This is a genomic window from Allomuricauda sp. TY007, assembly GCF_010468565.1.
GTDB lineage: Bacteria > Bacteroidota > Bacteroidia > Flavobacteriales > Flavobacteriaceae > Flagellimonas.
In genome coordinates this window covers 18,048-45,000 of record NZ_WUEG01000018.1, presented here as the reverse complement: position 1 = coordinate 45,000, position 26,953 = coordinate 18,048, and the positions used below count along the sequence as shown (strand labels likewise).

The 26,953-nt window shown below is 43.8% G+C and carries 17 protein-coding genes; 4 read left to right on the top strand and 13 right to left on the bottom strand.

All coding sequences use genetic code 11. The features are described from left to right. Positions 1-67: 67 nt before the first annotated feature. From GO009_RS15945 to GO009_RS15935, 3 genes are all read left to right on the top strand, one after another. A complete protein-coding gene (locus GO009_RS15945; RefSeq protein ID WP_163627669.1) occupies positions 68-1,084 on the top strand; it encodes a GntR family transcriptional regulator in 1,017 nt (338 codons plus the stop codon). Positions 1,085-1,120: 36 nt separating this feature from the next. Then, positions 1,121-4,327 carry a glycoside hydrolase family 2 TIM barrel-domain containing protein gene (locus GO009_RS15940; RefSeq protein WP_163627667.1) on the top strand — a complete coding sequence of 1,069 codons (3,207 nt, stop codon included), beginning with the start codon at positions 1,121-1,123 and terminating at the stop codon, positions 4,325-4,327. A 217-nt stretch (positions 4,328-4,544) separates the two neighbouring features. Beyond that, on the top strand, positions 4,545-4,979 hold the full coding sequence (locus tag GO009_RS15935) for a hypothetical protein (protein ID WP_163627665.1): 435 nt from the start codon (positions 4,545-4,547) through the stop codon (positions 4,977-4,979). Between the two features lie 432 nt (positions 4,980-5,411). On the opposite strand, the gene GO009_RS15930 is transcribed toward GO009_RS15935, so the two are convergent. From GO009_RS15930 to GO009_RS15905, 6 genes are read right to left on the bottom strand one after another with little or no spacing between them, the layout of a single operon-like run. Next, on the bottom strand, positions 5,412-6,800 hold the full coding sequence (locus tag GO009_RS15930; RefSeq protein WP_163627663.1) for an Ig-like domain-containing protein: 1,389 nt from the start codon (positions 6,798-6,800) through the stop codon (positions 5,412-5,414). Positions 6,801-6,816: 16 nt separating this feature from the next. Next, positions 6,817-8,583, bottom strand: coding sequence for an Ig-like domain-containing protein (locus GO009_RS15925; protein ID WP_163627661.1), 1,767 nt, complete (start codon positions 8,581-8,583; stop codon positions 6,817-6,819). Between the two features lie 21 nt (positions 8,584-8,604). Further along, positions 8,605-10,089 carry a DASS family sodium-coupled anion symporter gene (locus tag GO009_RS15920; protein ID WP_163627659.1) on the bottom strand — a complete coding sequence of 495 codons (1,485 nt, stop codon included), beginning with the start codon at positions 10,087-10,089 and terminating at the stop codon, positions 8,605-8,607. Further along, positions 10,086-10,865 (bottom strand): hypothetical protein, encoded by a 780-nt coding sequence (locus GO009_RS15915; protein ID WP_203532476.1) that lies wholly within the window; start codon positions 10,863-10,865, stop codon positions 10,086-10,088. Before GO009_RS15915 ends, GO009_RS15920 begins: the two co-directional genes overlap by 4 nt. 26 nt (positions 10,866-10,891) lie before the next feature. Further along, positions 10,892-12,310 carry a SusD/RagB family nutrient-binding outer membrane lipoprotein gene (locus GO009_RS15910; RefSeq protein WP_163627657.1) on the bottom strand — a complete coding sequence of 473 codons (1,419 nt, stop codon included), beginning with the start codon at positions 12,308-12,310 and terminating at the stop codon, positions 10,892-10,894. Positions 12,311-12,327: 17 nt separating this feature from the next. Next, positions 12,328-15,579: a SusC/RagA family TonB-linked outer membrane protein gene (locus GO009_RS15905; protein WP_163627655.1), complete on the bottom strand. Its 3,252-nt coding sequence runs from the start codon at positions 15,577-15,579 to the stop codon at positions 12,328-12,330. A 168-nt stretch (positions 15,580-15,747) separates the two neighbouring features. On the opposite strand from GO009_RS15905, the gene GO009_RS15900 reads away from it, so the two are divergent. Beyond that, entirely contained in the window at positions 15,748-16,905 is a 1,158-nt protein-coding gene (locus tag GO009_RS15900; protein ID WP_203532475.1) for a hypothetical protein, read from the top strand. Between the two features lie 9 nt (positions 16,906-16,914). Here GO009_RS15900 and pckA read toward each other — a convergent pair whose 3' ends face one another. From pckA to GO009_RS15870, 7 genes are all read right to left on the bottom strand, one after another. Then, on the bottom strand, positions 16,915-18,531 hold the full coding sequence (gene pckA / locus GO009_RS15895; RefSeq protein WP_163627653.1) for a phosphoenolpyruvate carboxykinase (ATP): 1,617 nt from the start codon (positions 18,529-18,531) through the stop codon (positions 16,915-16,917). A 573-nt stretch (positions 18,532-19,104) separates the two neighbouring features. After that, a complete protein-coding gene (locus GO009_RS17785; RefSeq protein ID WP_203532477.1) occupies positions 19,105-19,434 on the bottom strand; it encodes a hypothetical protein in 330 nt (109 codons plus the stop codon). Between the two features lie 25 nt (positions 19,435-19,459). Next, complete coding sequence (locus tag GO009_RS17780) at positions 19,460-19,717, bottom strand: HipA domain-containing protein (RefSeq protein ID WP_203532474.1); 258 nt, start codon at positions 19,715-19,717, stop codon at positions 19,460-19,462. A gap of 161 nt (positions 19,718-19,878) precedes the next feature. Continuing rightward, the gene (locus GO009_RS15885) at positions 19,879-21,321 is read right to left on the bottom strand and encodes a TolC family protein (RefSeq protein WP_163627651.1); all 1,443 of its coding nucleotides are present in this window, start codon (positions 21,319-21,321) and stop codon (positions 19,879-19,881) included. Between the two features lie 13 nt (positions 21,322-21,334). Beyond that, positions 21,335-24,481 carry an efflux RND transporter permease subunit gene (locus GO009_RS15880; protein WP_163627649.1) on the bottom strand — a complete coding sequence of 1,049 codons (3,147 nt, stop codon included), beginning with the start codon at positions 24,479-24,481 and terminating at the stop codon, positions 21,335-21,337. Positions 24,482-24,657: 176 nt separating this feature from the next. Further along, positions 24,658-25,836 carry an efflux RND transporter periplasmic adaptor subunit gene (locus GO009_RS15875; RefSeq protein WP_163627647.1) on the bottom strand — a complete coding sequence of 393 codons (1,179 nt, stop codon included), beginning with the start codon at positions 25,834-25,836 and terminating at the stop codon, positions 24,658-24,660. 169 nt (positions 25,837-26,005) lie between these two features. Next, positions 26,006-26,932 carry an AraC family transcriptional regulator gene (locus GO009_RS15870; protein ID WP_163627680.1) on the bottom strand — a complete coding sequence of 309 codons (927 nt, stop codon included), beginning with the start codon at positions 26,930-26,932 and terminating at the stop codon, positions 26,006-26,008. Positions 26,933-26,953 lie beyond the last annotated feature (21 nt).

Below are 26,953 nucleotides of genomic sequence, written 5' to 3'. Positions count from 1 at the left end.
GGATGTACATCCTCGCAATTTGAAAGTACTTTTGAGATTGAACAGATTAACCGAATAATGTTGAAACATGCCATTACTAGATAGAATATTGGACTTACAAAACAGCCATTTATTATCAAAGCATGAAATACTGGTTCAAAGTATGGTGGATGCCATAGGAGACAATGAATTCCAGGTTGGTGACAAACTACCCTCAATAAATATTATGGTTCGCGATGTAGGATATGCCAGAAAAACCATTGTAAAGGCATACGAGGAGTTAAAGGACAGAGGACTTGTGGAATCAAAAAACAAGCAAGGTTATTTTGTCATCAGTCAAGAAACAGGAGTTGTACTTAGGGTGGCGTTATTACTATTTGCCTTCCAGAGTTTTCAAGAAGATTTTTACAACACCCTAAGAGAGGAGCTTGGAAAAAAATTTCAAGTAGATGTGTTTTTTCACCATAACAACATCTCCATATTTGAAACAATGATTACGAATATAAAAGGGAAATATGGCATGTATGTAATCGCTCCCATACAAGACGATGCGGTAAAACCCATGCTGCAGACCATAGCTCCGAACAAATTGATATTGGTAGATAGATATTTGGACCTAGGCCCGGAATATTCATTTATAGCCCAAGAGTTTGAAAACGCTACATACGGCACCTTGGTAAAATTACTGCCCGATATAAAGAAATACAAGAGCATGGTACTGTTCTTCAATTCCAAAACAGATTATTCACCAGCAGGAATCCGAAGTGCTTATGAAAGGTTTTTAAAAGACCATGATATTAAAGGTACCATCGAAGAGAATTATATCTCGGGAACTATTAAAAAGGATACACTGTATTTTATAAAAAATGATTCCATTCTATGGACTTTCCTTAAGGATTGCAACCAAGAACATTATGTGCTTGGTAAAGATCTGGGCATCCTTTCCTATGATGATAATGTGCTCAAAGAAATTGTTATGGGAGGCATAACCACTATATCCACAAATTTTAAGGAAATGGCCAAAATAGCAGCAAGATATGTTATGGATGGAAACGAAATAAGGACCATTATCCCTACAAACCTTATTAGCCGTAGTTCACTTTAAAGATAAAAATCAACAACCTCTAATCTCAATACTAAAATGACAAACAAATGGCAATTTACAATACTGCTGGTTTTGCTTCCCAATTTGATCATAAACGCACAAGATAGCTTGCCCGATTGGGAAAATCCAAAAATTATTACGATCAATACAGAGGAGCCACATGCCTCCTTTTATCATTATAATGGCCATGCTTTGGATACACCGCAGGAAACGCTTTCCAATTACCTATCCCTAAATGGGACCTGGAAGTTTCACTGGTCACCCAAACCTGCCGATAGACCAGAAGATTTTTATACCGAAAATTACGATGTATCCCATTGGAACAATATCGATGTGCCTTCCGACTGGCAAATGAGGGGATATGGTTACCCCATTTACACCAATATCGAATATCCTTTCCCCAAAAATGCTCCTCTTATTCCACATGACAATAATCCGGTGGGCAGCTATAAACGAAAATTCAATCTGGACAAAGATTGGGCCTCCAAGCAGGTATACATCCATTTTGGTGGAGTCAATTCAGCATTTTATCTATGGGTAAACGGACAAAAAGTTGGTTACAGCGAAGGTTCCAAAACTCCGGCCGAGTTCAATATCACCCCATACATCAAACAAGGAGAAAACGACATTGCCGTGGAGGTATACCGTTGGTGTGATGGTTCCTATTTGGAGGACCAGGATTTCTGGCGTTTAAGCGGAATTGAACGAGATGTAATTCTGTACGCCACCAATCCCATCAGATTTCAAAACATTATCTCAAGGGCATCCCTAGATAGGGAACATTACAAAAATGGTCAACTTGAACTTGAAGTATGGGTAAATGCAGAACAAAAGGCAACGAACTTGCAAATAGAGGCCAAAGTGCTTGACGGAGCAAAGGAAATTGCATCCTTAAATGGTTCCCTTGGCACCGGAGAAGATGGTACAGGTAAATTGACCTTGGAAAAGAGCGGACTGACCATTTCCCCTTGGTCGGCTGAAAATCCAAAATTGTACGATCTTCAAATCGTACTAACGGATTCCAATGGCAATCAACTCGATGCGACAACATTTAAGATCGGTTTCCGAACCAGTGAAATAAAAAATGGTCAGTTGTGGGTCAACGGACAGCCCATTCTTCTTAAAGGCGTAAACAGGCACGAGCATGATCCCGTCAATGGACATGTCGTGAGCAAGGAGTCAATGCTAGCAGATATCAAAAACTTCAAAAAATATAACATCAATGCCGTTCGAACCTCGCATTACCCCAATGACCCCCTATGGTATCAACTTTGTGACCAGTACGGCATTTATGTAATCGATGAGGCTAACATAGAGTCCCACGGTTATGGTTACAACAAAGGAGAAACTTTGGCACAGGATCCACAATTCCAAGAAATGCACCTAAACCGTATTCAAAGAATGGTGAAAAGAGATATTAACCACCCCTCGGTTATTATTTGGTCCATGGGCAACGAAGCGGGTAGCGGCAACAATTTTGTAATCCCTTACAACTGGATCCACGAATATGATCCCGATCGTCCGGTACACTATGAACGGGCAGGAAGGGCAAATGACAGTATACACTATAAAGGAAGGATTACCGATATTATAAGTTGGATGTACCATGGACAAAACGATGTGGACAAGCAGTATTTTGAGGCAGATAGCAAAAAGCCCCTAAGTGAACAACGTCCATTTATCTGGTGCGAGTACAGTCACGCCATGGGAAACAGCAGTGGAAACTTTAAAGATTATTGGGATTGGGTAAGAAGTCACCCCAGAGCCCAAGGAGGATTTATTTGGGACTGGATGGACCAAGGTCTGGAGCAAACCACTTCCACGGGGGAAAAATACTTTGCCTATGGAGGGGATTTTGAACCGGAAGGCGTGCATTCCGATGAAAACTTTTGTGCCAATGGACTGATGGGATCGGATCTAAGGCCGCATCCCGGTCTCTTCGAAGTGAAAAAAGTCTATCAAAATGTGCTGTTCTCCAAATTGGACAATACCACATACGAGATTTTCAACGAGAATTTCTTCACCACAACCGAGCAGTACGCATTTAAGGCCATTTTATTGGAAAATGGCATTGAAGTAGCATCACAGCCCCTTACTATTCCAGCTATTGAACCACAACAAAAGCACAAGATCACCATCAATTTTAATTATGACCTGGATGCATCCAAAGAATATTATATCAATGTGTTTGGCACCTTAAAAAAGGATACTCCCTTATTGCCCAAAGGCGAGGTTTTGGTTTCGGAACAATTTAAGTTACAGGATGGCAACATATCCCTAAATATCTTAAACGAGCCAAATAAAATCAAAACCAAAACGTCTAAGGACGAACAATCTTACACCGTATCGGTGGGTGAATACACCTATGTGTTCGGCAAGGACGGTTTTGGATTGAATGCCATAAAAAAAGGCGATAAAAATCTGTTACTTGAACCAGTGAAACTGACATTTTGGAGAGCGCCCATTGATAATGATTTTGGTGCATGGAATTCTTGGAACGCTCCAAAAGATGTGGATTACTTTGGCTATAGAAATGCTGCGGACAAAAAAGTATTGATTGATTTCGACCATAAAAAGAATAAGGATGGAACCCACTCGTTCCATTATAAATTCGATTACAAAGATTTACAGGCAACGAATACCATCACCTACACAGTGGACAAAAATGGAGGATTGAATGTATCTTGCAAGTTCTTGCCCGAACACCCCGAGAAGTTGAAATACATGCCACGTTATGGAATGGTTTTCGTGTTGGATAATCAATACCAAAATGCAGAATACTACGGTAGAGGCCCGCATGAAAACTATATAGACCGAAAAACAGCATCCTTTATAGGTTTGTACAAATCCAAAGTAGCTGATTTTTATGTACCCTACATCAGGCCCCAGGAAAATGGCAATAGAACAGATGTGCGCTTTGCGTTGTTCACCAACGAATTGGGCAGTGGCCTAAATTTTGTTTCGGAAAACACACCCTTCTCCTTTTCGGCACACCACAACCCTATGTCGGATTTTGATTCGGGATCCAACAAAAAAGCACAACGGCACACTACGGACATTCAACCCAAAAAAGCTGTGTATCTTCATATCGATTATGGTCAGACAGGTGTAGGAGGTGATAATAGCTGGAGCATGGACGGATTGGCCAATGATGAATATAAACTGGATGTCTCCAATGCATTCTTAACGTTCGATATATATCCAAATGACATAGTAAACTTAACCCAGACTAACCGAGAGTAAAGCTTTTGTCCAGCAACCCGTTTGGCAATAGCATATTTTAAAATAAAAACCATTGTAAGGCCACCCCAAACCTACTGGACCAAATGGCCAGTATCAAGGAAATCATAGAAATGAGAGATGAAGACACCATAAAAATCCCACTAGTTTAGGCGTTTTTTTTGATAAGCAACGATTTGTGTTTCAATGTATCTTATAGATAAATCAACTCCCTTATACCATGAAAAAGCTTGTCATATTGATTTCCTTTACTTTTTTAATGATTAATCAGTCTTGTGATAGCACAGATGAAGAAATCGACCTTCAAGGTAACAAGCTTTTTGAACTTCAGTATATCAATGCAGGTATGTCGGGAAAAATCATCGAGAAGAAAGATATGGAATTTAACGAGTTCATTGAATTTTCATCTGACAATCACTTTGTCAAAAGAAGAGTATATCCTGACAGTACCAGTAGTTCCACAGGCCGTTATACTTTGATTCAATCAGAAGACTCGAAGTACTATGAATTTGAGCATGAAGAAGACAGTTACTTAATTCAAAACTGTGGAAGCTCGCTTAAAGAACATATTTCTATTTTGAACAACATGGAAATATTCAATGGAGGTTACCTTCCATGTGATGGTCCGGGTTTTGGATATAAATTAGTGAATTGATGAATGCTAATCTCCAATAAGAAGCATCAGTTTTTCCAATTTATCCAATTCGGGATAACTGAATCATCGACGAAATTTTATCGTTTTGAAAATCATTATTTTAACCCTGTAATCTTGAAGGTATTCTCGTTAAGAACACGGAAAGCAAAAAACAACTTTTGAATACATATCTTATGTGTTCAATCCGTAGTATAAATAATAACATTTCGTGTGCATAACAATGCTGAACCAACTATTTTCCTACTTCTATAACATCCTTTGTAAAAATATTTTTTCACATTAAAATAAACATCTCTAAATTTCTAGCGATTAATACCTCAAGTATAGGATTCAAAAATTAGTCATATAAAAAGATGGCCCATTGTGGGCCATCTTGAATTAACTAAATCAAAAATCAACTATTCTAGAATTTTACTCTAACTCACGATTACCTTATTCAAATTCCAAAAGGTAATCCTTGAACTCAGGTGAATTGAACATCCCGTTCCCATCATGGGCCACATTGGGCACAATTATTTTTCTATGATGATGTTCGGTAGGATAAAATGTTTCCATGTATTGAAACATATGCTCCCCTCGATTGAAGCGATTGGATCCCAACAAAGTTGCTTGACAGTCCGTAGTGTTAAGAGTTCCTTCTGTTGATGTGTCATCACTTCCCAAAAAGTAAACCGTATTTCGGGAAACCTGCTGTTGGGTCAAGGTAATTGCATCGACCCCATCCAAATAAGGCACCGCAAACTCATATCCATACGGCCAATAATCGTATCCCGCACAATCCATAGGTTCATAAAAGCTCAAAGTATCCTCGTTGTATCGTTGGCCATCTGGATAATAAAAATATTGATTGTTTGCCACTACGTACTGAAAATCAATGTTTTCTATCGTAGCCTGCACTTTATTGGACAAGGCGTAATGCTGTGTAAAAGTGGCTCCAGATGAATGTCCCGTAATAAAAATGGTCTCTACATTGGGGAACTTCTCTTGGTTCGAAAAGCGATTGACCAAGCTATCCATTACGGTAAAGGAGCTTATTCCCGAGTTATTGTTTCCGGCATTTGCCCCTTCTCTCCATCTAGAATCGTTCCATACCAATCCATTTGTTGGAGCTGTTCCATTATCTTGAAAGTATGGTGCAATAATAAGTGTGTTCCTTTCCATCCCCATACTTTGCAACGAATTGACCATATAATTGTAATAATTATCTGCATCTCGATTGGCGCCGTGTACCACCACAACGACCTTATCTATAAAACCCCATACAAACCCGCTGTCCTCTATAAAATCATAATTTGAATAAACATCAAAGGATAAGGATTGTTCGGAATCGTCCAAAAACTCCAATCGTTGCATGCAATCTTCCGATGCCGATAGACATGGGGCCTTTGCATTTGTGTCAGCATTTTCCGTTGTAAAAGAATAGGAAATTGCTTGTTGGAGTATTTTTCCCTCGACACCAATTCGGCCAGAATCAACATTAATAGTGTAGGCCGTGTTGGGTGTCATATCATCCAAACCGATCAATACCTTTGTGGATTGGTTAAGGTACTCCGTCGTAAAGGGCACTTGCTCCTGTCCTGCACTGATATACAAAGCATTTTCAAATATCTCGGGTTCTACCGTAGACGAAAAAACAATTTCAAAAGTACTGTTCAAGGGAACACCCTGCATATCATTTGTAAATACCACATCGTTCAATTTAACAGAAATCACGCTTAACGAGCCTGCCAATGCATCATCATCTTCACTGCAACCGATACACCAAAGCACAACTACGCCCATAAGCACAAATTGAACATTCTTTACTATATTTTTCACCATCTTATTCTTTTATAAATTAATTACATGCCGGATAGGTACAAGCCGATTCTTGTGTTGTGGTGGAACCAGCAGCGCAATCCACACCACCTGTCATCCAAGTTGCACCTTCTTTATAGGCCCAAGATCCCGAATATTCCCAGGCTGCCCCTGTTCCATCCACATCCACATCACCATAGGTTTCAACCACGGCATTCCCATTGAACAGTTCTATGGCATCATCACCGTTTTGGTTCATGGACTCGGTCTCTATAATGTGTTCAAATGAATCGATACAGCCACCAAAATAAGCCGCTATGGTTGCTTGCTCGCGAGCCAGAAGAATATCGTCCCCTTCCTCAACGGCAATAGCAGGCAATGTAAATTCGATACCGTCGGTACCGCCTCCATTGTTGGCAACACCTATACTGTAAATACTCAAATCGGGGATATTTTTATTAACCTTTAAGTGAACGGCCTTTCCTCCATTGGTCCCGCTACCGTCCCATGATAGGGCTAGTACTCCTTTTAAGGAAAGTGCTTCGTTACAAATGGGGTAAGGGCAGTTGGAATCGGCAGAAGTAGTGGAGCCAACGGAGCAATCAAGCCCGCCAGTGGTCCAGAACCCATCAAATTTATAGGCCCAAGAACCGGAATATTCCCAGGTTTCACCTGTACCATCTACGTTAGCGTCCCCATAGGTTTCGATGACGGTATCTCCTTGGAACAGTTCAATGGCATCATCCCCGTTTTGGTTAATGGCGGATTCAGCTTGAAGTACATGTTCAAACTCATCGGTACATCCTCCAAGATATGTGGACAACAAAGCTGTTTCCCTTGCCACTAGGATGTCATCCCCTGCGGCAACAGAAATCGCAGGCAAGGTAAACTCATTTCCGTCCGTTCCTAAACCATTGTTTGCTGTTCCTAAACCATAGAGGCTCAGGTCGGCAATATCCTGATTGGCCACTAGATGGATGGCCTTACCGTCATTGGTTCCGGAACCATCCCATGTTAGGGCCATAATCCCCTTTAATGATAAGGCAGGTAATTGCTCAATAATGGCTACCGTTATCCCTTCTGAGCTACTTGAGGCATTGGTTACTTCTCCCAATGAAATATCAATTACCTCATTGCCTTCATTTTCGCCATCCAATACTGTGGTAATCTCAAAAGAAACGGATAGGGAACCTTGAGGAATAGTAATGGTTTCCTCCCCGGAAACAGTATAGTCCACATCCTTGGTGGCACTTCCATCAAAAATGATGGTAGCGGTTACATCATCGTTCGCCATTTTATTCAAGGTTGCCGTGATTGTTGCCGTTTCGCCATCTTCCTTTAATTCGGAAACATCGCTCGACAAAGACAGTATTGGTGGTACAAAAGCTGCCGTAGTGAAATTAATGGCAAAAGGCTTGTCCAAAGATTCACCTTCAACACCATACGTTCCCTCTGGCAATGTCACCGTATAACTCGTTTCATAGTCCAATTCACTTGGAATCAAACTAACATTTGAGTCGGTGTTTGAAAATTCAATTTCGTAATCTACGTTTGCGGAACCTGAAGTAAATTCCAGGGCCGATACTATAGCTTCGGTATTTAAACTATGGGAAAAAATCAAATCGACCGAGGTGTTCACCGGAACATTTTCGACACTGGTCCCAAAATTTGTTTCGGTTATATTGGTGGTCAATACTCGCAACGAGCCGTCATCTAAAATAGTTCCTTCATCGTCATCGTTACAACCAATAAATAAAAACACCATAAAAAAGGCTATGTGCAATATTGGGTTTTTATACGTTTTCATGTTTAGTTAATTTTTAGTTTGTCATTTGGTAATCTTTTCTGAAATAAATGCACTGAACTCCCTTGGATGAAAATCCCAAATAAGAGGCAGTAAGTAGTACACCATAAGTGAAAGGAACACTATGGAAACAATGTTCATCCATATCCCACTCTTTGCCATATCGGATATTTTTAAATATCCCGACCCAAAAACAACGGCATTGGGCGGTGTTGCCACGGGAAGCATAAAAGCACAGGACGCTGCCACGGTGGTTGCCACCATCAATATGTAGGGATTAATATTGAGCCCAACGGCGATTGGTGCCAAAATGGGAAGTAACATGGCGGTTGTAGCCAAGTTTGAGGTTACCTCGGTAATAAAGTTTACGGAGGCAACGATTACTACAACCAATACCATAAGTGCCAATCCTTGCAACAGACTCATTTGACTGCCCAGCCATTCTGCCAATCCGGTCGTTTCAAAACCAGAGGCCAAGGCCATTCCCCCTCCAAACAGCAATATGATTCCCCAAGGAAGCTTTACAGCATCTTCCCAATTAATCAAGGGTTCCTTTTTGTTATCGCTTTTAATGGTGAACAACAAAATACCAGCGCACATGGCTATGATGGTATCGTCAATGGCGGGCAGCAAGGGCTGAAGTACGAAAGACCGTGTAATCCAAGCAAAGGCCGTAAAAATAAAAATGCCAAGGATTATTTTTTCTTCCTTCTTCATGGGCCCCAACTGTCGTATCAATTGATTGATTTCCTGCCTACCCCCTGGAAATTCCTTTTGTTTGAAGGTAAAGGCAAATCTGGTCAGGTAAATCCAAGCTATGACTAAAAGCGGAATGGCAATGGGCAAGCCCCACTTGGCCCATTGCCAAAAAGTAATCTCGATTCCGTAAACCTCTTCCACATAACCAGCAAAGACCAAGTTGGGAGGAGTCCCGATCAAGGTAGCCACCCCTCCAATGGAAGCACTGTAGGCTATTCCGAGCATAAGCGCCTTTCCAAAAATCAAGTTTTCGTCTTCCCTGGTTGCTGGATTGTCTTTTAGTTGTGTTACAATGGACATGGCTATGGGCAACATCATTACAGAAGTGGCCGTGTTTGAAATCCACATCGACAGAAAAGCCGTTGCCACCATAAACCCCAAAATGATCTTGGACACATTGGTTCCTATGATGCGAATAACATGCAAGGCGATTCGCTTGTGCAAATTCCATTTTTCAATGGCAATGGCCAACATAAAGCCGCCCATGTACAAAAAAATGTATTTGTGTCCGTATGATGCAGTGGTGCTAGAAAGGTCTACAGCTCCCGTCAATGGAAATAAAATAATGGGCAAAAGTGCGGTCACCCCAATTGGGATAGCCTCGGTTACCCACCATATGGCCATCCAGAGGGTAATTCCCAACATGCTAAAAGCACTCTCTGGCATACCGGAAGGAGGGTCAAAGGTTTGTAGTATCAAAAAGACCAATGGCCCCAGTACCAAAAATATATTTCTTTTTACCAAACTCATTTTTGGGTCTTGTAAGGTTCAAAATTCATTTCTTCCACCAATTGTCTCAAAAAGTCACCTGTGGTAGGCAAAACAAACGATAGATATAATTTTTCGTCGTTCGCATCCTTGGTGATCAAACGGTTGGGAACTTCAATGATGGATTTACCCGTAAGCAATTTGGTAATGGTCAAAGCAATCAAATACGTCCCATCTGAAGAAGGATGTTTGTCATCAAAATAGAATTCCAAATCAGGCCTCGCAGTTCTAGCCTTCATATATACTGGGCCTACGGGCAACACCTTTGCATTTAGCGATGTGGCCAGATCCATGTACCCTTTGGTAATGGTCTCTTGCATCAATGGATTGGATTTATAGGCCCAAGTCATATAAAAAATGGGCTCCGCCCCTTTGGAACGGACCAGTTCGGCGAACTTGGTCCCGTATTCCTTAAATCGTGCCGGGGTATCTATGGTACTAAGACTATGGTCACCAAACACCACATAATCCCATTGCTTTTCTTCAAGAAGATGGCGGGTAACCGTTCCTTTTTCACTTTTCCAATGCTGTTCCAAATTACTGCCTCCCACAGTGGATTGATGTGCAGAAATATCAACTCCCTGTGTTTCGGCCATGGCGTCCACCAATTGGGGCATGTTCCAAAAATAGGTGAAGCTATTTCCGACAAACAATATTTTGATAGGATCCTCCTTTTCTTGGGCACTTAACTGAACCGGAATGGTCAGCACCAGTGCAACAATCCATATACTCAGATTCTTGATATGCTTATTTCTCATAATTTGATAATGCAATTCTTTATTATTTATTGATTGACCTTGGTTTCATCAAAGAAGTCGGGGATAGGGTTGGGAACATTATCGTTCCTGTCTATTTCGGATTGTGGATACAAAAAACGTTGCGGTAACTGATTGCCCGTGTTCGGGGTAATAGGCACCCTGACCACTGTTTCTCCCTCAGTTCTTCGGGTATCGTTGAATGTCTCTATTTGTCCGAACAAGGTAATGTAACGTTCTTCCAGGATTTCGCGAAGTAGCGCATTTTCTGGACTGATACCATCCGTGTTTTCCATACCTCCCGCTTCAAAGTCAGCAGGCACATAAGGTTCATAATTTACTTGGGATGGGTCTACATTTCTCAGGTACCCTCCGGTATCCATAAATGCCCTATACTCGTTCAGGTTGGATAGACCTGTCCCAAAACCATTGACTCGTAAGCCTGCCTCAGCCAAAATAAGTAGGTTTTCCTCATAAGTCACCAAAGGTGCGGGAGCATCTTGTGCAGCAAAACCGTCCTCTATATTGGGTTGTATCCCTGTACTATTTATGGTAAAAAGAAAACCAAATCGTCCTGTTTCATCCGTCTTGGCACTTCCCCTATAATTGGAAGGTATCGGATTGCCTGCGCTTGGATCCACAAGGCTTGCCATAAAATCGGATACTATGAGATCGGACTGGCGTACTTCTATGGCAAAAAACTGATAATTGAGATTGGAGTTTTCCGCCGCAGTTCCATGCGGTCCGTACATACTGTTCGCCATGGAGCTAATTCCGTTGCCCGCGGCATTCAATGCAGCTTGATAGTTCTTGGTATGCATGTAAAAACGTGCCTTAAGCGTATAAGCTGCCTCTATCCATGCATTGGCGTCTCCATCAAAATAAATATCGGAACCGGCACTTGGTCTTCCCGTTCCTTGGCCCAACAATGAAATTGCGGCATCCAAGCTGTTCTGTATTTTTCCATAAACCGAGGTTTGGCTTTCAAACACAGGGTCTGTGATACCAACATTCCCGGCTTCATCAAAAGGGATGTCACCATACAAGGATGCAATAGAACCTGCAACCTGTGCCTGTAAAACCAGGGCTATTCCCTGAGCGATTGGGCCAATTTCATCATTGAGAGCGGTCTCTTCTGCAATCAAAGCGTTTCTATAACCATTCACAAAGGCATCATTCCAAAGGGCATCAAAATCACTGGTGGTCACCGAATAATTATAGAAGCCTTCATGCTGTCTATCAATTCCTCTATACTGGCCTGCAAAAATAGCGGCCCTACGGGCGGATTCCCCGCTCTGGAACAATAGGTTTCCGACTTCGGCACCTGTAAGAACCGAACCAAAAGAACTCTCCGTAAGATTATTGGGGTCGTTGTTCAAATCATCGACCAGGTCACTACAGGATATCAGTAGTGCGCAAAGTATTACGATTGATATATAGCGTTTCATTATAATAGTTTTTTTGATTAGAAGTTAAGTGTTAGGCTAAACAAGTAGGATTTAGTGCTTGGGTTGTTGAAATAATCTATCCCCCTAGCTGCACTTACCCCCGAAAGATTGGTATCGGGGTCGTTTCCTTCAAATGGGGCCCATAAGAACAGGTTTCTTCCGGTCACTGAAAATTCAGCGGATTGAATCCCCATGGAATCCGCCATCCATGCATTTTTTAAACGATAGGAAAGGCTCAGTTCCCTTAAACGGGTCCATGAACCATCTTCAATATACAGCTCGTCGTTTCCATTACTGAAAAAACCTCCGTCGCCATTGTACCATGCTTCGGTAAGAGCGACCGGACCTGCGCCAAAATCCTGCACATTGCCCCTAAAGGTTTCTCCGATATTGATAATGTTACCGTCCGAAGTAAAGTAATTTCGTGTAGCCGTAACCTCGTTGGCCGTATCGTACCAGGTTCCCAAATCCCGCATCACGGATTTGGTTCCAGCATAAATATCGGCACCTTGATAGGTCTCTAACAGGGCCGTCAATCTAAAATTTTTATAGGAAATACTGGTGGCCAATGACCCTTGCCAATCTGGGTTGGGGTCACCGATCACACCTTCCACTTGGTCTTGCTCGGGGAATCCGTATTCATCATAAACAATGGAACCATCCTCATTCCGGAGGGTCCTAGAGCCCCACAGAACACCCAAAGGCTCTCCTTCTACCGCACGGGAGCTAACCGCTGAAAGGCCTCCTAGGTTCAAGGATTCGATTCCTGCCAAATCGGTCACTTTATTACGAACCTGTGTGAAATTCGCATCCATCGACCAGCTAAAATCTCCCGTATCTATGATACGATAGCCCAAATCCAGTTCGTACCCTTTATTTTCGATTTCCGCACCATTGGTATATACGGATGTGTAGCCCGTTGAATTGGCCTGTGGAAACTCCAACAACACATCTTCCGTAACATTGGAAAAGTAAGTACCGCTGATGGAAAGCTTGTTTCTAAAAAAGCGTAGGTCCAAACCTAACTCCATTTCCTTTTTCCTTTCCGGTTTCAAATTGGTATTTCCACGACTGGCACTCGGTACAAAAGCTCCATTACCGAACAACCCAAGATTCAGTCCTCCTCCATAGGAATCCCCGAATGTGGGAGAAACATATACATTTGAGGTGTTGTATCGTGCGGGCTGCACACCAACTTCACCATAGGAAGCCCTCAATTTCCCAAAAGAAAAGAAGGTACTTTCCTTAAAAGGTTCCAACTCGGAAAACTGCCAAGCCACGGAAGTAGATGGGAAAATAAAGGCCTTGTTGTCCATATCCCCAAAAGTTGATGCGGTCTCGCCCCTAACCGTAGCATTTACATACAACATCTCATACAATGCAAAAGATGCCGATGAATATACCCCCACGGTACGTTCCTGTCCTTGGAAACTATTGGTCACTATATTTTCGGGCAGGATATTATCCGAATCCCTTATGCCACTATCCACATCGAGGAACTGAACAAAGTTGGTCCCGACATATCCATTTACCGCTCTTGATTTATCGTTATAATTGAATCCCAACAAAAAATCACCACTGACATCGTCCGTTAGGTCAAAATTGGTCTTGGCGATGTAATCCATATTAAAAATGGTATTGGTCGCCAACTCCTGACTTATAAAACCAGATCTGTAGGATCCTGACGCTGATCCTGGTGTAAAAAATTGATTTCTTTTCTCACTATAATGATCAAGCCCCACTCTACCAATCAAGGTCAACCAAGAGTTGGGCGTAGCGGTCAACTCCACATTGGTGATAAAACGATCTACCTTGGCCAAATTTTCTTGCTCGTTTATGGTCCAAAGCGGGTTATTGTATGTAGGTGTACCGTCCGCCCCCAAGGGTTCCCTGTATGATCGATGTCTGTCAGATACCGGAGTCGCATTACCATTTGCATAATAGTCACCCCGATAACCCGATATATCAAAATCCACTGGGTTCCTCAGCAATCCAAGATATAATCCTGAACTGTTCGCCCCTTTTAAAATTCTATTGGACTTGGTCCGTGAATAGGATGAGCTTATCTTCAAACTAATTGCATCGGTAAAGTTTTGTCTGGCATTAAAGCGCATGGTCGTTCTATTATAATCGGAATTGTTCCTGATGATGCCTTGTTGGTCCAGGTTTCCCAAACTAAAGAACATGGAACCTTTTTGATTACCTCCACTAACGCTCAAGTTGTTTTCCAAAAAATGCCCATTATTGAAAATCTTATCAAAATTGGAATCATGGAAGGTCTGCCTTGAGTTTTTGTTCAAAATAGGGTAATAGACATTTCCGTTTTGATCTAAATAAAATTCGCCCGAGGTATCCAGTTCATCCAGGCCACCGGACCTTTCGGACAGCTTATCGCCCCAGGAATCCCTGGCCCTTTGATCATATACCCCATTATCGCCCTGGCCGTATTCATCCTGTTGCGGATATCTACGGTTAATTTCATCGTAGGAATAGGTACTCTTTAAGCTTACGGAAAGTCGGCTGTTGAATTTACCGGTTTTGGTCGTAATATTGATGACACCGCCTAAGGCCTGGGTACCCCATAGAGCCGCTGCCGATGCTCCTTTGAGTACGGTAATGCTCTCGATATCGTTCGGATTGATATCGTTCAGCCTTGATTCTTGGTTCACTCCACCGCTATCGCTGTTTCCTCGCACATCGTTACTAATGGGAACGCCGTCCACAATAATAAGCGGTTGACTGTTTCGGGTGATGGAAGACACACCCCTGATCTGAATGTAGGAACCTGCCCCCGGATCGCTCGAGTTCCGTGAAATACGTACCCCGGAGGATTTACCCGATAAACTATTGAGTACATTGGTCTCCCCTGCCTCGGCCACCTTGTTCCCAGAAACCGTGGAACTGGCATAACCCAAATCGTCTTTCTGTTCCTTAAATCCCAAAGAAGTTACGACAACCTCATCAAGGGCCTCTGCACTCTCTTCCATTACAATATTTAAGGTAGCACCGCTCCCCACCGTTTTGGTTACCGTGGTAAACCCAATATAACTGAATAGAACTTGTGAGGATTCATCGCGTACCGTAATGGCGTAATTACCATCAAAGTCTGAAGTGGTTCCATTGGTTGTCTCTCGCTCAAGTATGGAAACCCCGGGCAATGGCTGCCCATTTTCGTCAGTTACTTTTCCGGAAATTTGTTTTTGAGAAGATACAATTTGAAAGGAAAGGACCCCAAGAAGCAAAAATGCATGCTTAAGTCTGAATTTCATTTTAAATGTTTTAAGTTTGATTAGTTTAGAGTAAAAACTACCAAAAAAACAAAAGTTGTTGTTTTGATATTATTGTGCTTATGTGATTGACAATTATATAAATAATCATCATTTATATTGTCACTTTAATAACTTTTATCAATTTTTATCAATTTTTAACCGACTTACATGCATACAGAAGACGAGATAAATAAAATTCATGCGGAATTTATCTCAAAACTAGAACGCCATTATGGCAAATACGATCCGAACACGAACAAATTCGAATCCACAAGCAATTCAAAGATTGCACGTGACCTATTTTATAGTGATTCACAATTCTCTAGATTAATAAACAATACAGCATCGGAAGGTGAGCTTACCCGGGCCCTACGAAATGTTCAGCGTCTCTTGGACGTAAATGAGCTTCGCGGTAAGGTGAAGAAGTTAGGTGAAAAGCCTAACGTTTCCTTCTTCAGCAATAAAAAGTATCTCTTGGGCACCGGGCTTTTACTATTAGGCTGTATCCTGACCACCTACATGATAGCACGCTCCAACGAAACAATTGACCAAACCGATGAACTATCCGAGGAGACCCGATACGAAATGTTACGGTGGGGTTTTGAAAATAACTACGTAAAACCCTATGTTCGACTGAAGGAACTGCCTGAAGATTGTTATTACCCCTGTTACAAATACCAAGGTAAATGGAGACTCAAAGAGGAATATAAAATTCCTTTTTTTAGGGAAAGAAACGGATTTCACTACGTAGCAAAAGAAGTGGTCATGTATGCCAGGTGCATGGATGAACGGGATGATCGCGGAGAATCTTTCGAAGGATACGAATACCAAAAACATGAGATTTGGTATGATAAACGTGAGGTTCCCATCGATTCATTTCTAACCAAGGACGCCAATCCCAAGTTGATTTCATCCTATCTGAACTCTAACTTTGAAGATGACCCCAATTATGTAAAAATTGCCTATGTGCATACCTTTTTCAAAACGGAGTTCAGTATTGATGGTGAACAGATACAGCGTTCAGGTAAGGCCATTGGGCGCGACATTGAGTTTGTTCCCCAAGAAGTTCTGGAAAAAGAGGCCGTATCAACAAAGTTATTGAACGAACTAAAAAGCGAGACCAATTCCATAGCCAAAAATCTATTGGATGACTTTTCAAAGCCCATTACGTGTAATCCGACGATGGCGCCCAATGTGGATTTTAACCAAATCAAAGAGGGGGATGTCCTAAGTTTTGACTGCCAGTTCAGCACTGGGAGATTTCTTGTTGACTATAACAAATCCTACATTTTCACCGATCAATACATCAGTACCTTCTGTAGATAAACCAATGGTTTAGAATGCGTACCGCTGCGGACCTCCCCTTCGGATTTCCTCGCTGGCATATCCCTCGAACTTCTTGAAGTTCTCCCTAAAGGCGTTCGTAAGTTTGAAGGCCGTTTTGTAATAGGCCTCGTCATCGTTCCATGTGGCCCTTGGGCTCAATACTTTGGTGGGCACTCCTGGGCATTCCCTCGGTTGTGCCACTCCGAATACGGAATGGATGTGGTACTTCTCATAATTGTACAGTCCAAGTTCACCACTGAGTGCAGCACTGATCATGGCCCGTGTGTATTTCAGCTTCATCCTAGTGCCTACTCCATAAGGCCCCCCAGTCCATCCGGTGTTCACCAACCAAACGTCCACGCCCGATTCCTTCATCTTTTTGCTCAACATCTCGGCATATTTCGCAGGGTGCAAGGGCATGAAGGGCGCCCCGAAACAGGCCGAGAACGATGGCTGTGGTTCCACAACGCCAGCTTCCGTGCCCGCCACCTTGGCCGTATAGCCCGATATAAAGTGATAGGCCGCCTGGGCTGGGGTCAGTTTGGAGATGGGGGGCAGTACCCCGAAGGCGTCGGCCGTAAGGAAAAAGATGTTCCTTACATTCTTCCCTATCGATGGCCATTGTATGTTATCGATGTGGTGGATGGGATAGCTTACCCTGGTGTTCTGGGTGATCGAGGTATCGGTGAAATCGACCTCGCCTTTGTCGTCCATCACCACGTTCTCCAAAATAGCGCCCTTTTTGATGGCTCCATAGATCTCCGGTTCCTTCTCCTTTGATAAATCGATCACCTTGGCATAACATCCGCCCTCAAAATTGAACACCGTATTGTCCGGTGTCCATCCGTGCTCGTCGTCCCCTATCAGTTTTCTGTCTGGGTCCGTGGAAAGGGTCGTCTTCCCCGTTCCCGATAGACCAAAGAATATCGCCGTGTCCCCCGATCCCCCCACATTGGCCGAGCAGTGCATGGGCAATGTCTCCTTGTACACGGGAAGGATGAAGTTCAGCGCGGAGAATATCCCTTTCTTGATCTCCCCCGTATAGCCCGTGCCGCCGATAAGGGCGATCTTCCTGCCAAAGTTCAGTATCGCAAAATTGTGCTGTCTGGTACCGTCAACCTTTGGGTCGGCCATAAAACCGGGCGCGTTGACCACCGTCCACTCCGGGTCAAAGTCCCCCAGTTCCTCCTCAGTCGGCCTAAGGAACATATTGTAGGCGAACATATTGGACCATGGGTACTGGTTGATCACACGGATGTTCAAACGGTAGTCCGTATCGGCACAGGCGTAGGCATCCCGAACATAAAGTTCTTTGGTGTTCAGGTAGGCGATCACCTTGTCGTAGAGCGCATCGAACTTTTCACCATCAAAGGGGATATTGATGGCCCCCCACCAGACCTTGTCCCTGGTGATCTCGTCCTTCACGATGAAGCGGTCCTTCGGCGAACGGCCCGTGAACTCCCCGGTATTGACCGCCAAGGCTCCGGAGGAGGCCTCACGGCCCATGCCCTTGCCGGTAGTGATGTCCTGGAGCTCCTCCGGGGACAATTGATAATGGATGTTGTCGGTTTTAAGGTTTAATCTTTTAATAGAAGTTAAAAAATTAGCGGACGGTGATAATGACATGATTTCTTGATATGTTAATTTCAATATGCTTTCAAGAATATCAAAAAAATGCCAAGAAGTAAGGGTTTAACAACGTTTACTAAATTTTAACGACTTTCATATCATTTAAATGTCTCTACATGTTCTTTTGCAATCATCCTGGAAACGCTGGACATCGTATACCACACTCGCTGGATAGCATTGAACACCTTTGGATATAAGGCAAAAAGCTGATTTTAGATCACTAAAGTCGTTTATTGGGTGGCTCAATTTACCGTTTTTAGTGGTATCAACCATCCAGCTGATCCAGTATGACCAGACAGAAGATTACTGACCAAAGAAGCGATATCCACGAGTCCAATCCTTTCGATTACAGTATGATTTGAAGTTCTCTATTGGTGGATTCCAGCCATTCCTTGAAAATAATGTTACCGAACATATCCTACAATGAATCGGCAATCAACGGAGGAAGGCCACGTAAGGATTCCCCTTCATATCCGGTGAAGGTCTGGAGAGATTTAACCCATTTGAAGATGTATGGAAACGTATTGCTTGAAAAAATATATTGACCGTAGAGAGAGCAAATAGCAATAACTATTGATCTAATTTCCTGAACTGTGCCAAGCGTGTCTGATACGCTTGAAAGAAACTTCTTTTGGTCCTTTTATCCAGAAAAGAAGCATCTGTGAACCATTGAACCTTTTTGGATTGGGTCAACATATCTTCCATAATGGTCTCAAATTGCTTTTTATGCAATTCTATGGTATCTGAGAATATCTTGAACTGGGATGGAATATTCGTCTGTGCCATGCTTCTAGGCAAAAGACCTTCATCTAGGGCAAAGGTGTCATCATTGACGTGGATAGCAGTATTAAAAAGGTCATATGCGGGACTCAATCGATGGTCTCCAAAGAGGGTTTGCAGTATGGAGAAGTTCTTTAAATGAGCATCACCATTGGAAAAACAGATAGTTGAAAACCAACAGCTTGAACATTTTGGGCATTTCCAATTTATAGGCTGGTAAAAAGTGTTGCATCAACTCGAAAAGATCAAGATAGCTGCCTTGGCACTTATAGTCCTCACCATCCGTTTGGGGTGTTTTTCCCGCCAAGGTCGCAAAATCCTCCTGGGCGAGTTTACAACCGTCCTCGCCAATATCAAAACGTTTGGTGATGTATGCCGGTTCACCATTCTTAAAAAAAAACAAGGGCGTTCTCAGCGAAACCCAACAATAGTTAGGCAGGGGCTACTTGGGACATAGTTATCCTAAACTGTTCTTGGACAAAAATTATTTCCCAAGAAAATAATGTTCCCAAATCCACTTTACATAAAATGAATCGTCAATACCCCCTGCCTTAAACATTGTATTTAATTCCCTTCCCATTCTGGAGCAAGGGCCAGCTCCCTGATCAGACGGACCCGCTCGGAAAGTTCTTGACCAAAAAGCTGTACACTGAGACGTTCGGCCTCCAGCACTTGGCGCTGCGCATCCACCACATCAATATAATTCACGAGTCCCTTTCGATATCGTTCATTGGTCAGCTCCGATGCATCCCTGGCAGCCATTACAAACTCTTGCTGGGCCAAAAGCTGTTCGTGGATCCAATTCAAATTGGAAAAGGTATTCTCGACTTGTCGAAAGGATTGGAGCACTGCCCGGTCATAATTCCGTTGTTGCTCTTCCAATTCGCTTTTACGCAATTTGATCTCCGCTCGTTTTTTTCCTCCTTCAAAGAGCGGCAGCGAGGCAGAGACCCCGGCAAACCAAGTCCTACTGTTCCTTTCTATGAGATTGTCTGAATCTCCGGACAAATATCCATAGGCACCGCTAAGATGAAGTGCGGGCAGTAATTGTTTCCGCTGATGGGCCAACTTTTTTTCTGCGGATGCAATCATCAATTTTGAAGCTCTAAGATCCGGTCTTGTAACCAAAATGGAGTCTTTTCTCAAAAATGCGACATCCGGAGGCAAATATTTGATCTGGGTGTGCGACACCTCAAAAGTGGACGCGTCCTCCCCAATGAGTTCCGCTAATACCAACTCGATTTCGGAGCGCAATTTTTGGGTGTTTTTCATTTGCACCTGTACGGAAGCCAGTTCCGTCTTGGCCCTGAGCACATCAATTTGGCTGACCAAACCGGCATTATATCGTGTCGATGCAATATCCAGATTGTCCAATCGGGTTTTCTCGGTATGTTTCAATAAATCTATTTCAGCATCCAAGCGCAGCATCAAAAAAAAGTTGTTGGCCACCTCGGTGATCACTTCCAACATAACTTGTTTCCTATTTTCATCATTTGCCTTAGAAATTAGATTGGTGGCTTCGAGATCATTGATGTTCTTACCAAATATGTCCAACTCATAGGACAGGGTCACCGGTGCTTCATAGGTACTCAAGGTTACCGGTCCCAGTTGCCCACCAAACGGGTTGGGCCGATTGGCGGAGAATTCCTGCCTTGAAAAGGAAGGCTCCAAACGCAAAGTAGGGAACAATTTGGCCATGGCCACATTTTTTCGAGCCTTGGCCTGTTCCAATTGGGCGACCGCTATTTTGATATCCACATTGCTCGCCATGGCCTTTTCCACCAAGGTGTCCAAGGTTTGATAGCCAAAGGCCTCCCACCAATGCTTTTCGTCCGTTATGGGCAATGCCGTTCGGGTGATGGTATCATTGCCAATATAAAGTTCCACATGTTCTTGGGGAGCGACGTGCCATCGCCAACCCGAATCAAGCCCATCCTCTTGTCCATAAACGGTCAAAAAACCTATAAAGGCCAAAGAATAGCATATTGTTTTGATGATATAATTCATTTTCAATAATATTTTAGTTCAATTGCTTTTGTTTTTTTCCCAAGTTTCTGCACAGTACATAGAAAACCGGGGTGAACAGTAAACCAAAGAGGGTTACCCCTAACATGCCACTGAAGACCGCAGTACCCAAGGAACGTCTCATTTCAGCTCCTGCACCCGTGGCCAACACCAAGGGCACCACCCCTAAGATGAAGGCAAACGCGGTCATTAAAATGGGCCGAAGTCTCAATCTAGCGGCTTCTTTGGCAGCCTCCTCCAAACTGTACCCCTGATCTTCCAATTGCTTGGCAAATTCAACAATCAGGATGGCATTCTTACTGGCCAGTCCCACCAGAACCACCAACCCTATCTGGGTAAGGATGTTGTTGTCCATGCCCATGATGCCAATTCCTGTCATTGAAGACAACAAACACATCGGTACGATCAGAATCACGGCCAAGGGCAACACCCAACTTTCATACTGGGCGGCCAATAACAGGAATACAAACAGAACAGCCAATCCAAAGGCGATTCCAGCGGTATTTCCAGTGGCCTTTTGTTGATAGGCCAATTCCGTCCACTCATAGTCGATACCTTCTGGTAGTATTTGGTCCGCCAAACGTTCCATGGCCTCCAAAGCCTCTCCTGAGCTATACCCTGGATTAACGTTTCCACTGAGTGCCAAAGCTGGATACAGATTGTACCTCGGTACACGGGCAGGCCCCGAAACATCCTTCAGTTTTCCCACGGCGCTCAAGGGAACCATCTCGCCATTTTTATTGCGCACCCTGATCCGGGTAAGGTCCTGCGGGGTGTATCGATACGCTCCGTCCGCCTGTGCGGTCACCCGGAAAGTTTTCCCCTGCATGTTGAAATCATTCACAAAGGCAGAGCCCATATAGACTTCCATGGCACTTGAGATTTCCTGGATGGGTATGCCCAAGGTCTGTGCCTTTTCCTTGTCCAAATCGAAGAACAACTGGGGCGAGCTGGTATTGAAAAAGGTAAAGACACTGTTGAGCGCCGGGTCTTGGTTCGCCGCCCCCATCAATTGCTGACCTGCCTGTAATAACTGTTCCGTACCCAATCCGGTCCGATCTTGCAACATCATTTTAAAACCGCCGGCATTACCAATCCCCCGAACCGGGGGTGGGGCCACGACCACAGTAAAGGCATCCTCAAATGGGGCCAACTTTTGGGTCAACTGTTGTTGGAGTCCCTTAAAGGTGATATCCTTTCTATTTCGTACCTCAAAATCTTCCAAGGCCGTAAAGATCACGCCCGCATTGGAGGAGTTGGTAAAGGTTGCGGCATCAAATCCGGTAAAGGCCACAGCATTTTTCACCCCATCTATGGTCAAAACACTATCAATGGCCTTTTGGATCACTTTATCCGTCCGCTCCAAGGAAGACCCTGGGGGCAATTGGATAATGTTGATGAAATAGCCCTGATCTTGTTCGGGAATAAAACCGGTGGGCACCCGATAGAAGGCAACCACAGTGAGCAAAATAAGTCCTAAGTAGGCCAACAGGACCCATTTTCTTTTTCCAATGAACCTTTCCGTTATTTTGCCGTACTTCATGGATACCCAATCCATAAGGGTATTGAACCGGTCAAAAAACTTGGGCACAAAGCCGAATTTTGTCGTTACCGCTGTGTTAGTAGGCTCTTCTTTATGTTTTTTCATTACAATGGCTGCCATGGCCGGACTCAGGGTAAGGGAAACGAACACGGATATCATCGTGGCCACGGCCACTGTGACACCAAACTGGCTGTAAAAGGCACCACTGATCCCCTTTAGGAAAATGGTGGGCAGAAATACGGCCACCAGGACCAGCCCCATAGCGATCAAGGCCCCGCCGACCTCATCCATGGTCTTCTGGGCCGCCTTTTTAACGCCCATGCCAGTTCTTAAGTTCCGTTCCATATTTTCCACCACCACAATGGCATCGTCCACCACAATACCAATGGCCAGGACCAACCCGAAAAGTGTCAAATTATTGAGGGAATACCCAAGGGCCTGCATTACGGCAAAAGTTCCGATCAGTGATACCGGAATTGCCAAAATAGGTATGATGGCCGCCCTCCAGGTCTGTAAAAACAATATGATCACCAAAACCACAAGAATGATTGCCTCATAAATAGTAACGCCCACCTCATCAATGGATTGGGCTATAAATTCCGTTGGGTTGTACACGATGCGGTATTCCACCCCTTTGGGAAAATCCTTGGACACCTCCTCCATGGTCTTCATAACGGAGTCCGCAGTTTCCAAGGCGTTGCTCCCGGGCCGTTGAAAAACGGGCAGGGCCACCGCTGGGTACTCGTCCAAATAACCTTTGGTCGCATAACTGGCCGAGCCAAGCTCGACGCGACCAATGTCACGGACACGCACCAACTGCCCCCTATCGCCATTTCTGACGATAATATCCTCAAACTCTTCCTTGGTGTGGAGTCTTCCCTGGGTCTGGATATTGACCTCAAAGGCATTTTGATCCATAAGGGGCTGTTGGTTGAGGGTACCCCCAGCCACCTGTACATTTTGGGCCCGTAATGCGTTGAGCACTTCGTTTGGGGTCATATCCATGCTGGCCATTCTATCGGGATTGAGCCAAATGCGCATGGAGTATTGATCGCCCCCAAACATTTGGACGTCCCCGATTCCCTCTATCCTTGAAATCTTATCTATAATCTGAAAATTGGCATAATTGGCCAAATAGGTCTGATCATAGGTTTCATCTGGAGAGATCATATGGATGACCATCATAAGATCGGGAGAACTTTTTTGGGTGGTTATCCCCAATCGTCTTACCTGTTCCGGCAGCCTTGCCTCTGCAATGGCCACCCGGTTTTGTACCAAGACCTGGGCCTGGTCGACATCCACGCCCTGTTTAAAGGAGATGGTCAAGTTCAACAGACCGTCGTTGGTAGCTTGGGACAGCATATATATCATCCCTTCCACCCCGTTGATTTCTTGTTCCAAGGGGGTTGCCACGGTCTTTGAAATGGTCTCGGCGCTTGCTCCGGGATAGGAGGCCGTCACTACAACCGTTGGCGGCGCCACTTCGGGATACTGGGATACCGGTAGCGTAAAATAGGCCAGTCCTCCCAGGATCATCAAAATGATGGAAATCACAATGGAGAGTATGGGCCTCTTGATAAAATTATGTGTGAATTTCATGATTTACTATGGGTTAATGTGTTACGAACCACGTTCGTTTTTACTTCAATTTTAAAATTAAGTTCCCTGGCCAGTCCGTGCGCATGCATGGAAAAGCCTATTGATGAAATGCCGGGCCCACTGACCGATTCCGCAGTGGGCCTGGCCTAACACTTCAAATTATAATCGGGGTATTCTCATAAGGATGCCAATGAGGTGACCGCTGTGTCACGTTCCACTTTAAATGCAGTTTGTTTTGGATGGACCGGAATACCGGGACGAACCTTGAGCAAATTGCCACTGATGACCTTATCTTCAGGATACAAGCCGTTCAAAACAATCCTATACTTATGGTTGTAGAGCTTCCCGACTTGAATGGGCCTGATCTGCACCGTATTGTCATCACCAATGGTGTACACAATTTTTTGGGACTGGTTTGTGGTGACAACTTCCTCGGGAATCAATATAACCTTGAATTTATTGCCCAAGAGCCTGGCCCTTCCAAACATCCCCGATTCAAGTTCCATGTCATCATTGTTGAAAACGGCCCTTCCTCGGATGGTCCCAGTGGTCTGTTGGATTTCATTGTCCACAAAATCCATTTGGCCCTCACGACTGAACGAGTTCTCATTGGTCAATTTCACCAAAACCTTTTTTTGGGCATTGGAGAGGTTTTCCCCTGAACCTGATCCATCATTGAAAAAATCGGATTCACTGGCATCAAAATAAAAATGCATGGGATTTACCTGAAGTACCGTAGTCAACAAGGTAGCATTGGCAGCCCCACCCGAAATATAATTACCGGGGTCGACAAATTTCTCACTGACCTTCCCACTAATGGGTGCTTTGATCTTGGTATAGCCCAAATCCAAACGAGCCTGTGTCAATCGGGCATTGGCCGCCATCAATCTGGCTTCCGAGGAACGGGCCAATTGTTTACGCTGCTCCACTTCTTCCATGGATACCGCTCTGGAATCCTGCACCGCAGCCACACGCTCATAATCGCTCTTGGTCCGCTGCAAATCGGCTTCCGCTTGAAGCTTCTCAGCTTCTGCCTGTTTCAGTGCTGCATGGAAAGGACGCTGATCGATTACAAAAAGTACTTGACCCTTTTCCACAAAATCGCCATCCTGAAAGTTCACGGATTCGATATATCCATTCACCCTGGATCTGACCTCCACCCGTTCGGAAGCCTCAAAACGTCCAATATACTCGTCCCAATCCGTGATATTTTCCTCGGAAGGAAGTATGTAGGGTGTTGGCAGGGCTGCTGTGGTCTGCTCTGCAGCATTGGAATCCAGACAAGAAACCAAACCTGTTCCAAGTATTGCCATCAAAATAATGGCCGTCATTGTTTGCAAATTTTCTTTTTTCATGGTGTTGTTGTTTTTGATTAATTGTAATAATGGGTCAGAAACCCAAGCCCGATAACGGGTTAGTCTTCCATACATCCCTAAAATTTTGAAAAAAATCTCATTTCCGCGGTTAAGAATCGACCACGGAATCATAGTTCAAAACACTGTTTTCCCCAACAGTGGCAATCCATTAATTGAGCATGCGATAGTCATTGGGCGAATGGCCCACATGCTGTTTGAACAAGCGTGTAAAGTGTGATGGGTATTTGAACCCCAGCTCATAGGCAACTTGGCTCACTGACTTGGTGGTATCATAGATCCGTTCCTTGGCCACATCAATCACTTTGGTCTGAATGTACTCTTGAGCTGTCTTTCCGGTTTCCTTTTTGACCAAATCCCCAAAATAATTGGAAGAAAGATTGAATTCAGTGGCAAAATACCCCACCGAGGGCAATCCGTTGGTCTTTGGGTCCCCAGACACAAAATAATCATTGAGCAAACTTTCAAATCGGTTCAAAATCCCTTGGTTCTGATTGTCCCTTGTGATGAACTGTCGGTCGTAGAACCGCAGACAATAGTTGAGGAACAATTCTATAGTTGACACGATGAGTGTTTTGCTATGCTTATCAATGGCCTGCTTCAGCTCAAAAGCAATTTTGGAGAAACTGTCCAGGACGATTTCCCGCTCCTGATCCGAAATATGCAAGGCCTCGTTCACCTGGTAGGAGAAAAACGTATAATTACTGATTTTACTGCCCAATGCCGTACCCTTGATAAGGTCTGGATGAAAAGCCAGGGCATACCCCTTTGGTTTTCTCTTGCCGTTCTCCGCTTCGCAATTCGCTTTTTCCTCTTTGGTCAGCGCCCTTCCGGCCACCTGTCCAGGTCCCAGGAATACCAAAGTACCTTCTTGATAGTCATAGTAGTGTTTGCCATAATGCATATCACCACATTTCACATCCTTGAGCACGACCAAATAAAACCCATAATTCATTTTGCCCGGTATTGCAGGCTGTGCCTTTGAAAAATCGATGACCGTTACCAAGGGATGCTCGGTATTGATACCATAGTACTCGTTATATTCGCAAATACTGTTGAACTTTATTATCTCTTCCATGGTATTTTTCGCTTTTTGATT

Coding starts and splice junctions, on each gene's coding strand:
- GO009_RS15945 (WP_163627669.1), top strand. CDS start 68: ATGCCATTACTAGATAGAATATTGGACTTACAAAACAGCCATTTATTA.
- GO009_RS15940 (WP_163627667.1), top strand. CDS start 1,121: ATGACAAACAAATGGCAATTTACAATACTGCTGGTTTTGCTTCCCAAT.
- GO009_RS15935 (WP_163627665.1), top strand. CDS start 4,545: ATGAAAAAGCTTGTCATATTGATTTCCTTTACTTTTTTAATGATTAAT.
- GO009_RS15930 (WP_163627663.1), bottom strand. CDS start 6,800: ATGGTGAAAAATATAGTAAAGAATGTTCAATTTGTGCTTATGGGCGTA.
- GO009_RS15925 (WP_163627661.1), bottom strand. CDS start 8,583: ATGAAAACGTATAAAAACCCAATATTGCACATAGCCTTTTTTATGGTG.
- GO009_RS15920 (WP_163627659.1), bottom strand. CDS start 10,089: ATGAGTTTGGTAAAAAGAAATATATTTTTGGTACTGGGGCCATTGGTC.
- GO009_RS15915 (WP_203532476.1), bottom strand. CDS start 10,865: ATGAGAAATAAGCATATCAAGAATCTGAGTATATGGATTGTTGCACTG.
- GO009_RS15910 (WP_163627657.1), bottom strand. CDS start 12,310: ATGAAACGCTATATATCAATCGTAATACTTTGCGCACTACTGATATCC.
- GO009_RS15905 (WP_163627655.1), bottom strand. CDS start 15,579: ATGAAATTCAGACTTAAGCATGCATTTTTGCTTCTTGGGGTCCTTTCC.
- GO009_RS15900 (WP_203532475.1), top strand. CDS start 15,748: ATGCATACAGAAGACGAGATAAATAAAATTCATGCGGAATTTATCTCA.
- pckA (WP_163627653.1), bottom strand. CDS start 18,531: ATGTCATTATCACCGTCCGCTAATTTTTTAACTTCTATTAAAAGATTA.
- GO009_RS15885 (WP_163627651.1), bottom strand. CDS start 21,321: ATGAATTATATCATCAAAACAATATGCTATTCTTTGGCCTTTATAGGT.
- GO009_RS15880 (WP_163627649.1), bottom strand. CDS start 24,481: ATGAAATTCACACATAATTTTATCAAGAGGCCCATACTCTCCATTGTG.
- GO009_RS15875 (WP_163627647.1), bottom strand. CDS start 25,836: ATGAAAAAAGAAAATTTGCAAACAATGACGGCCATTATTTTGATGGCA.
- GO009_RS15870 (WP_163627680.1), bottom strand. CDS start 26,932: ATGGAAGAGATAATAAAGTTCAACAGTATTTGCGAATATAACGAGTAC.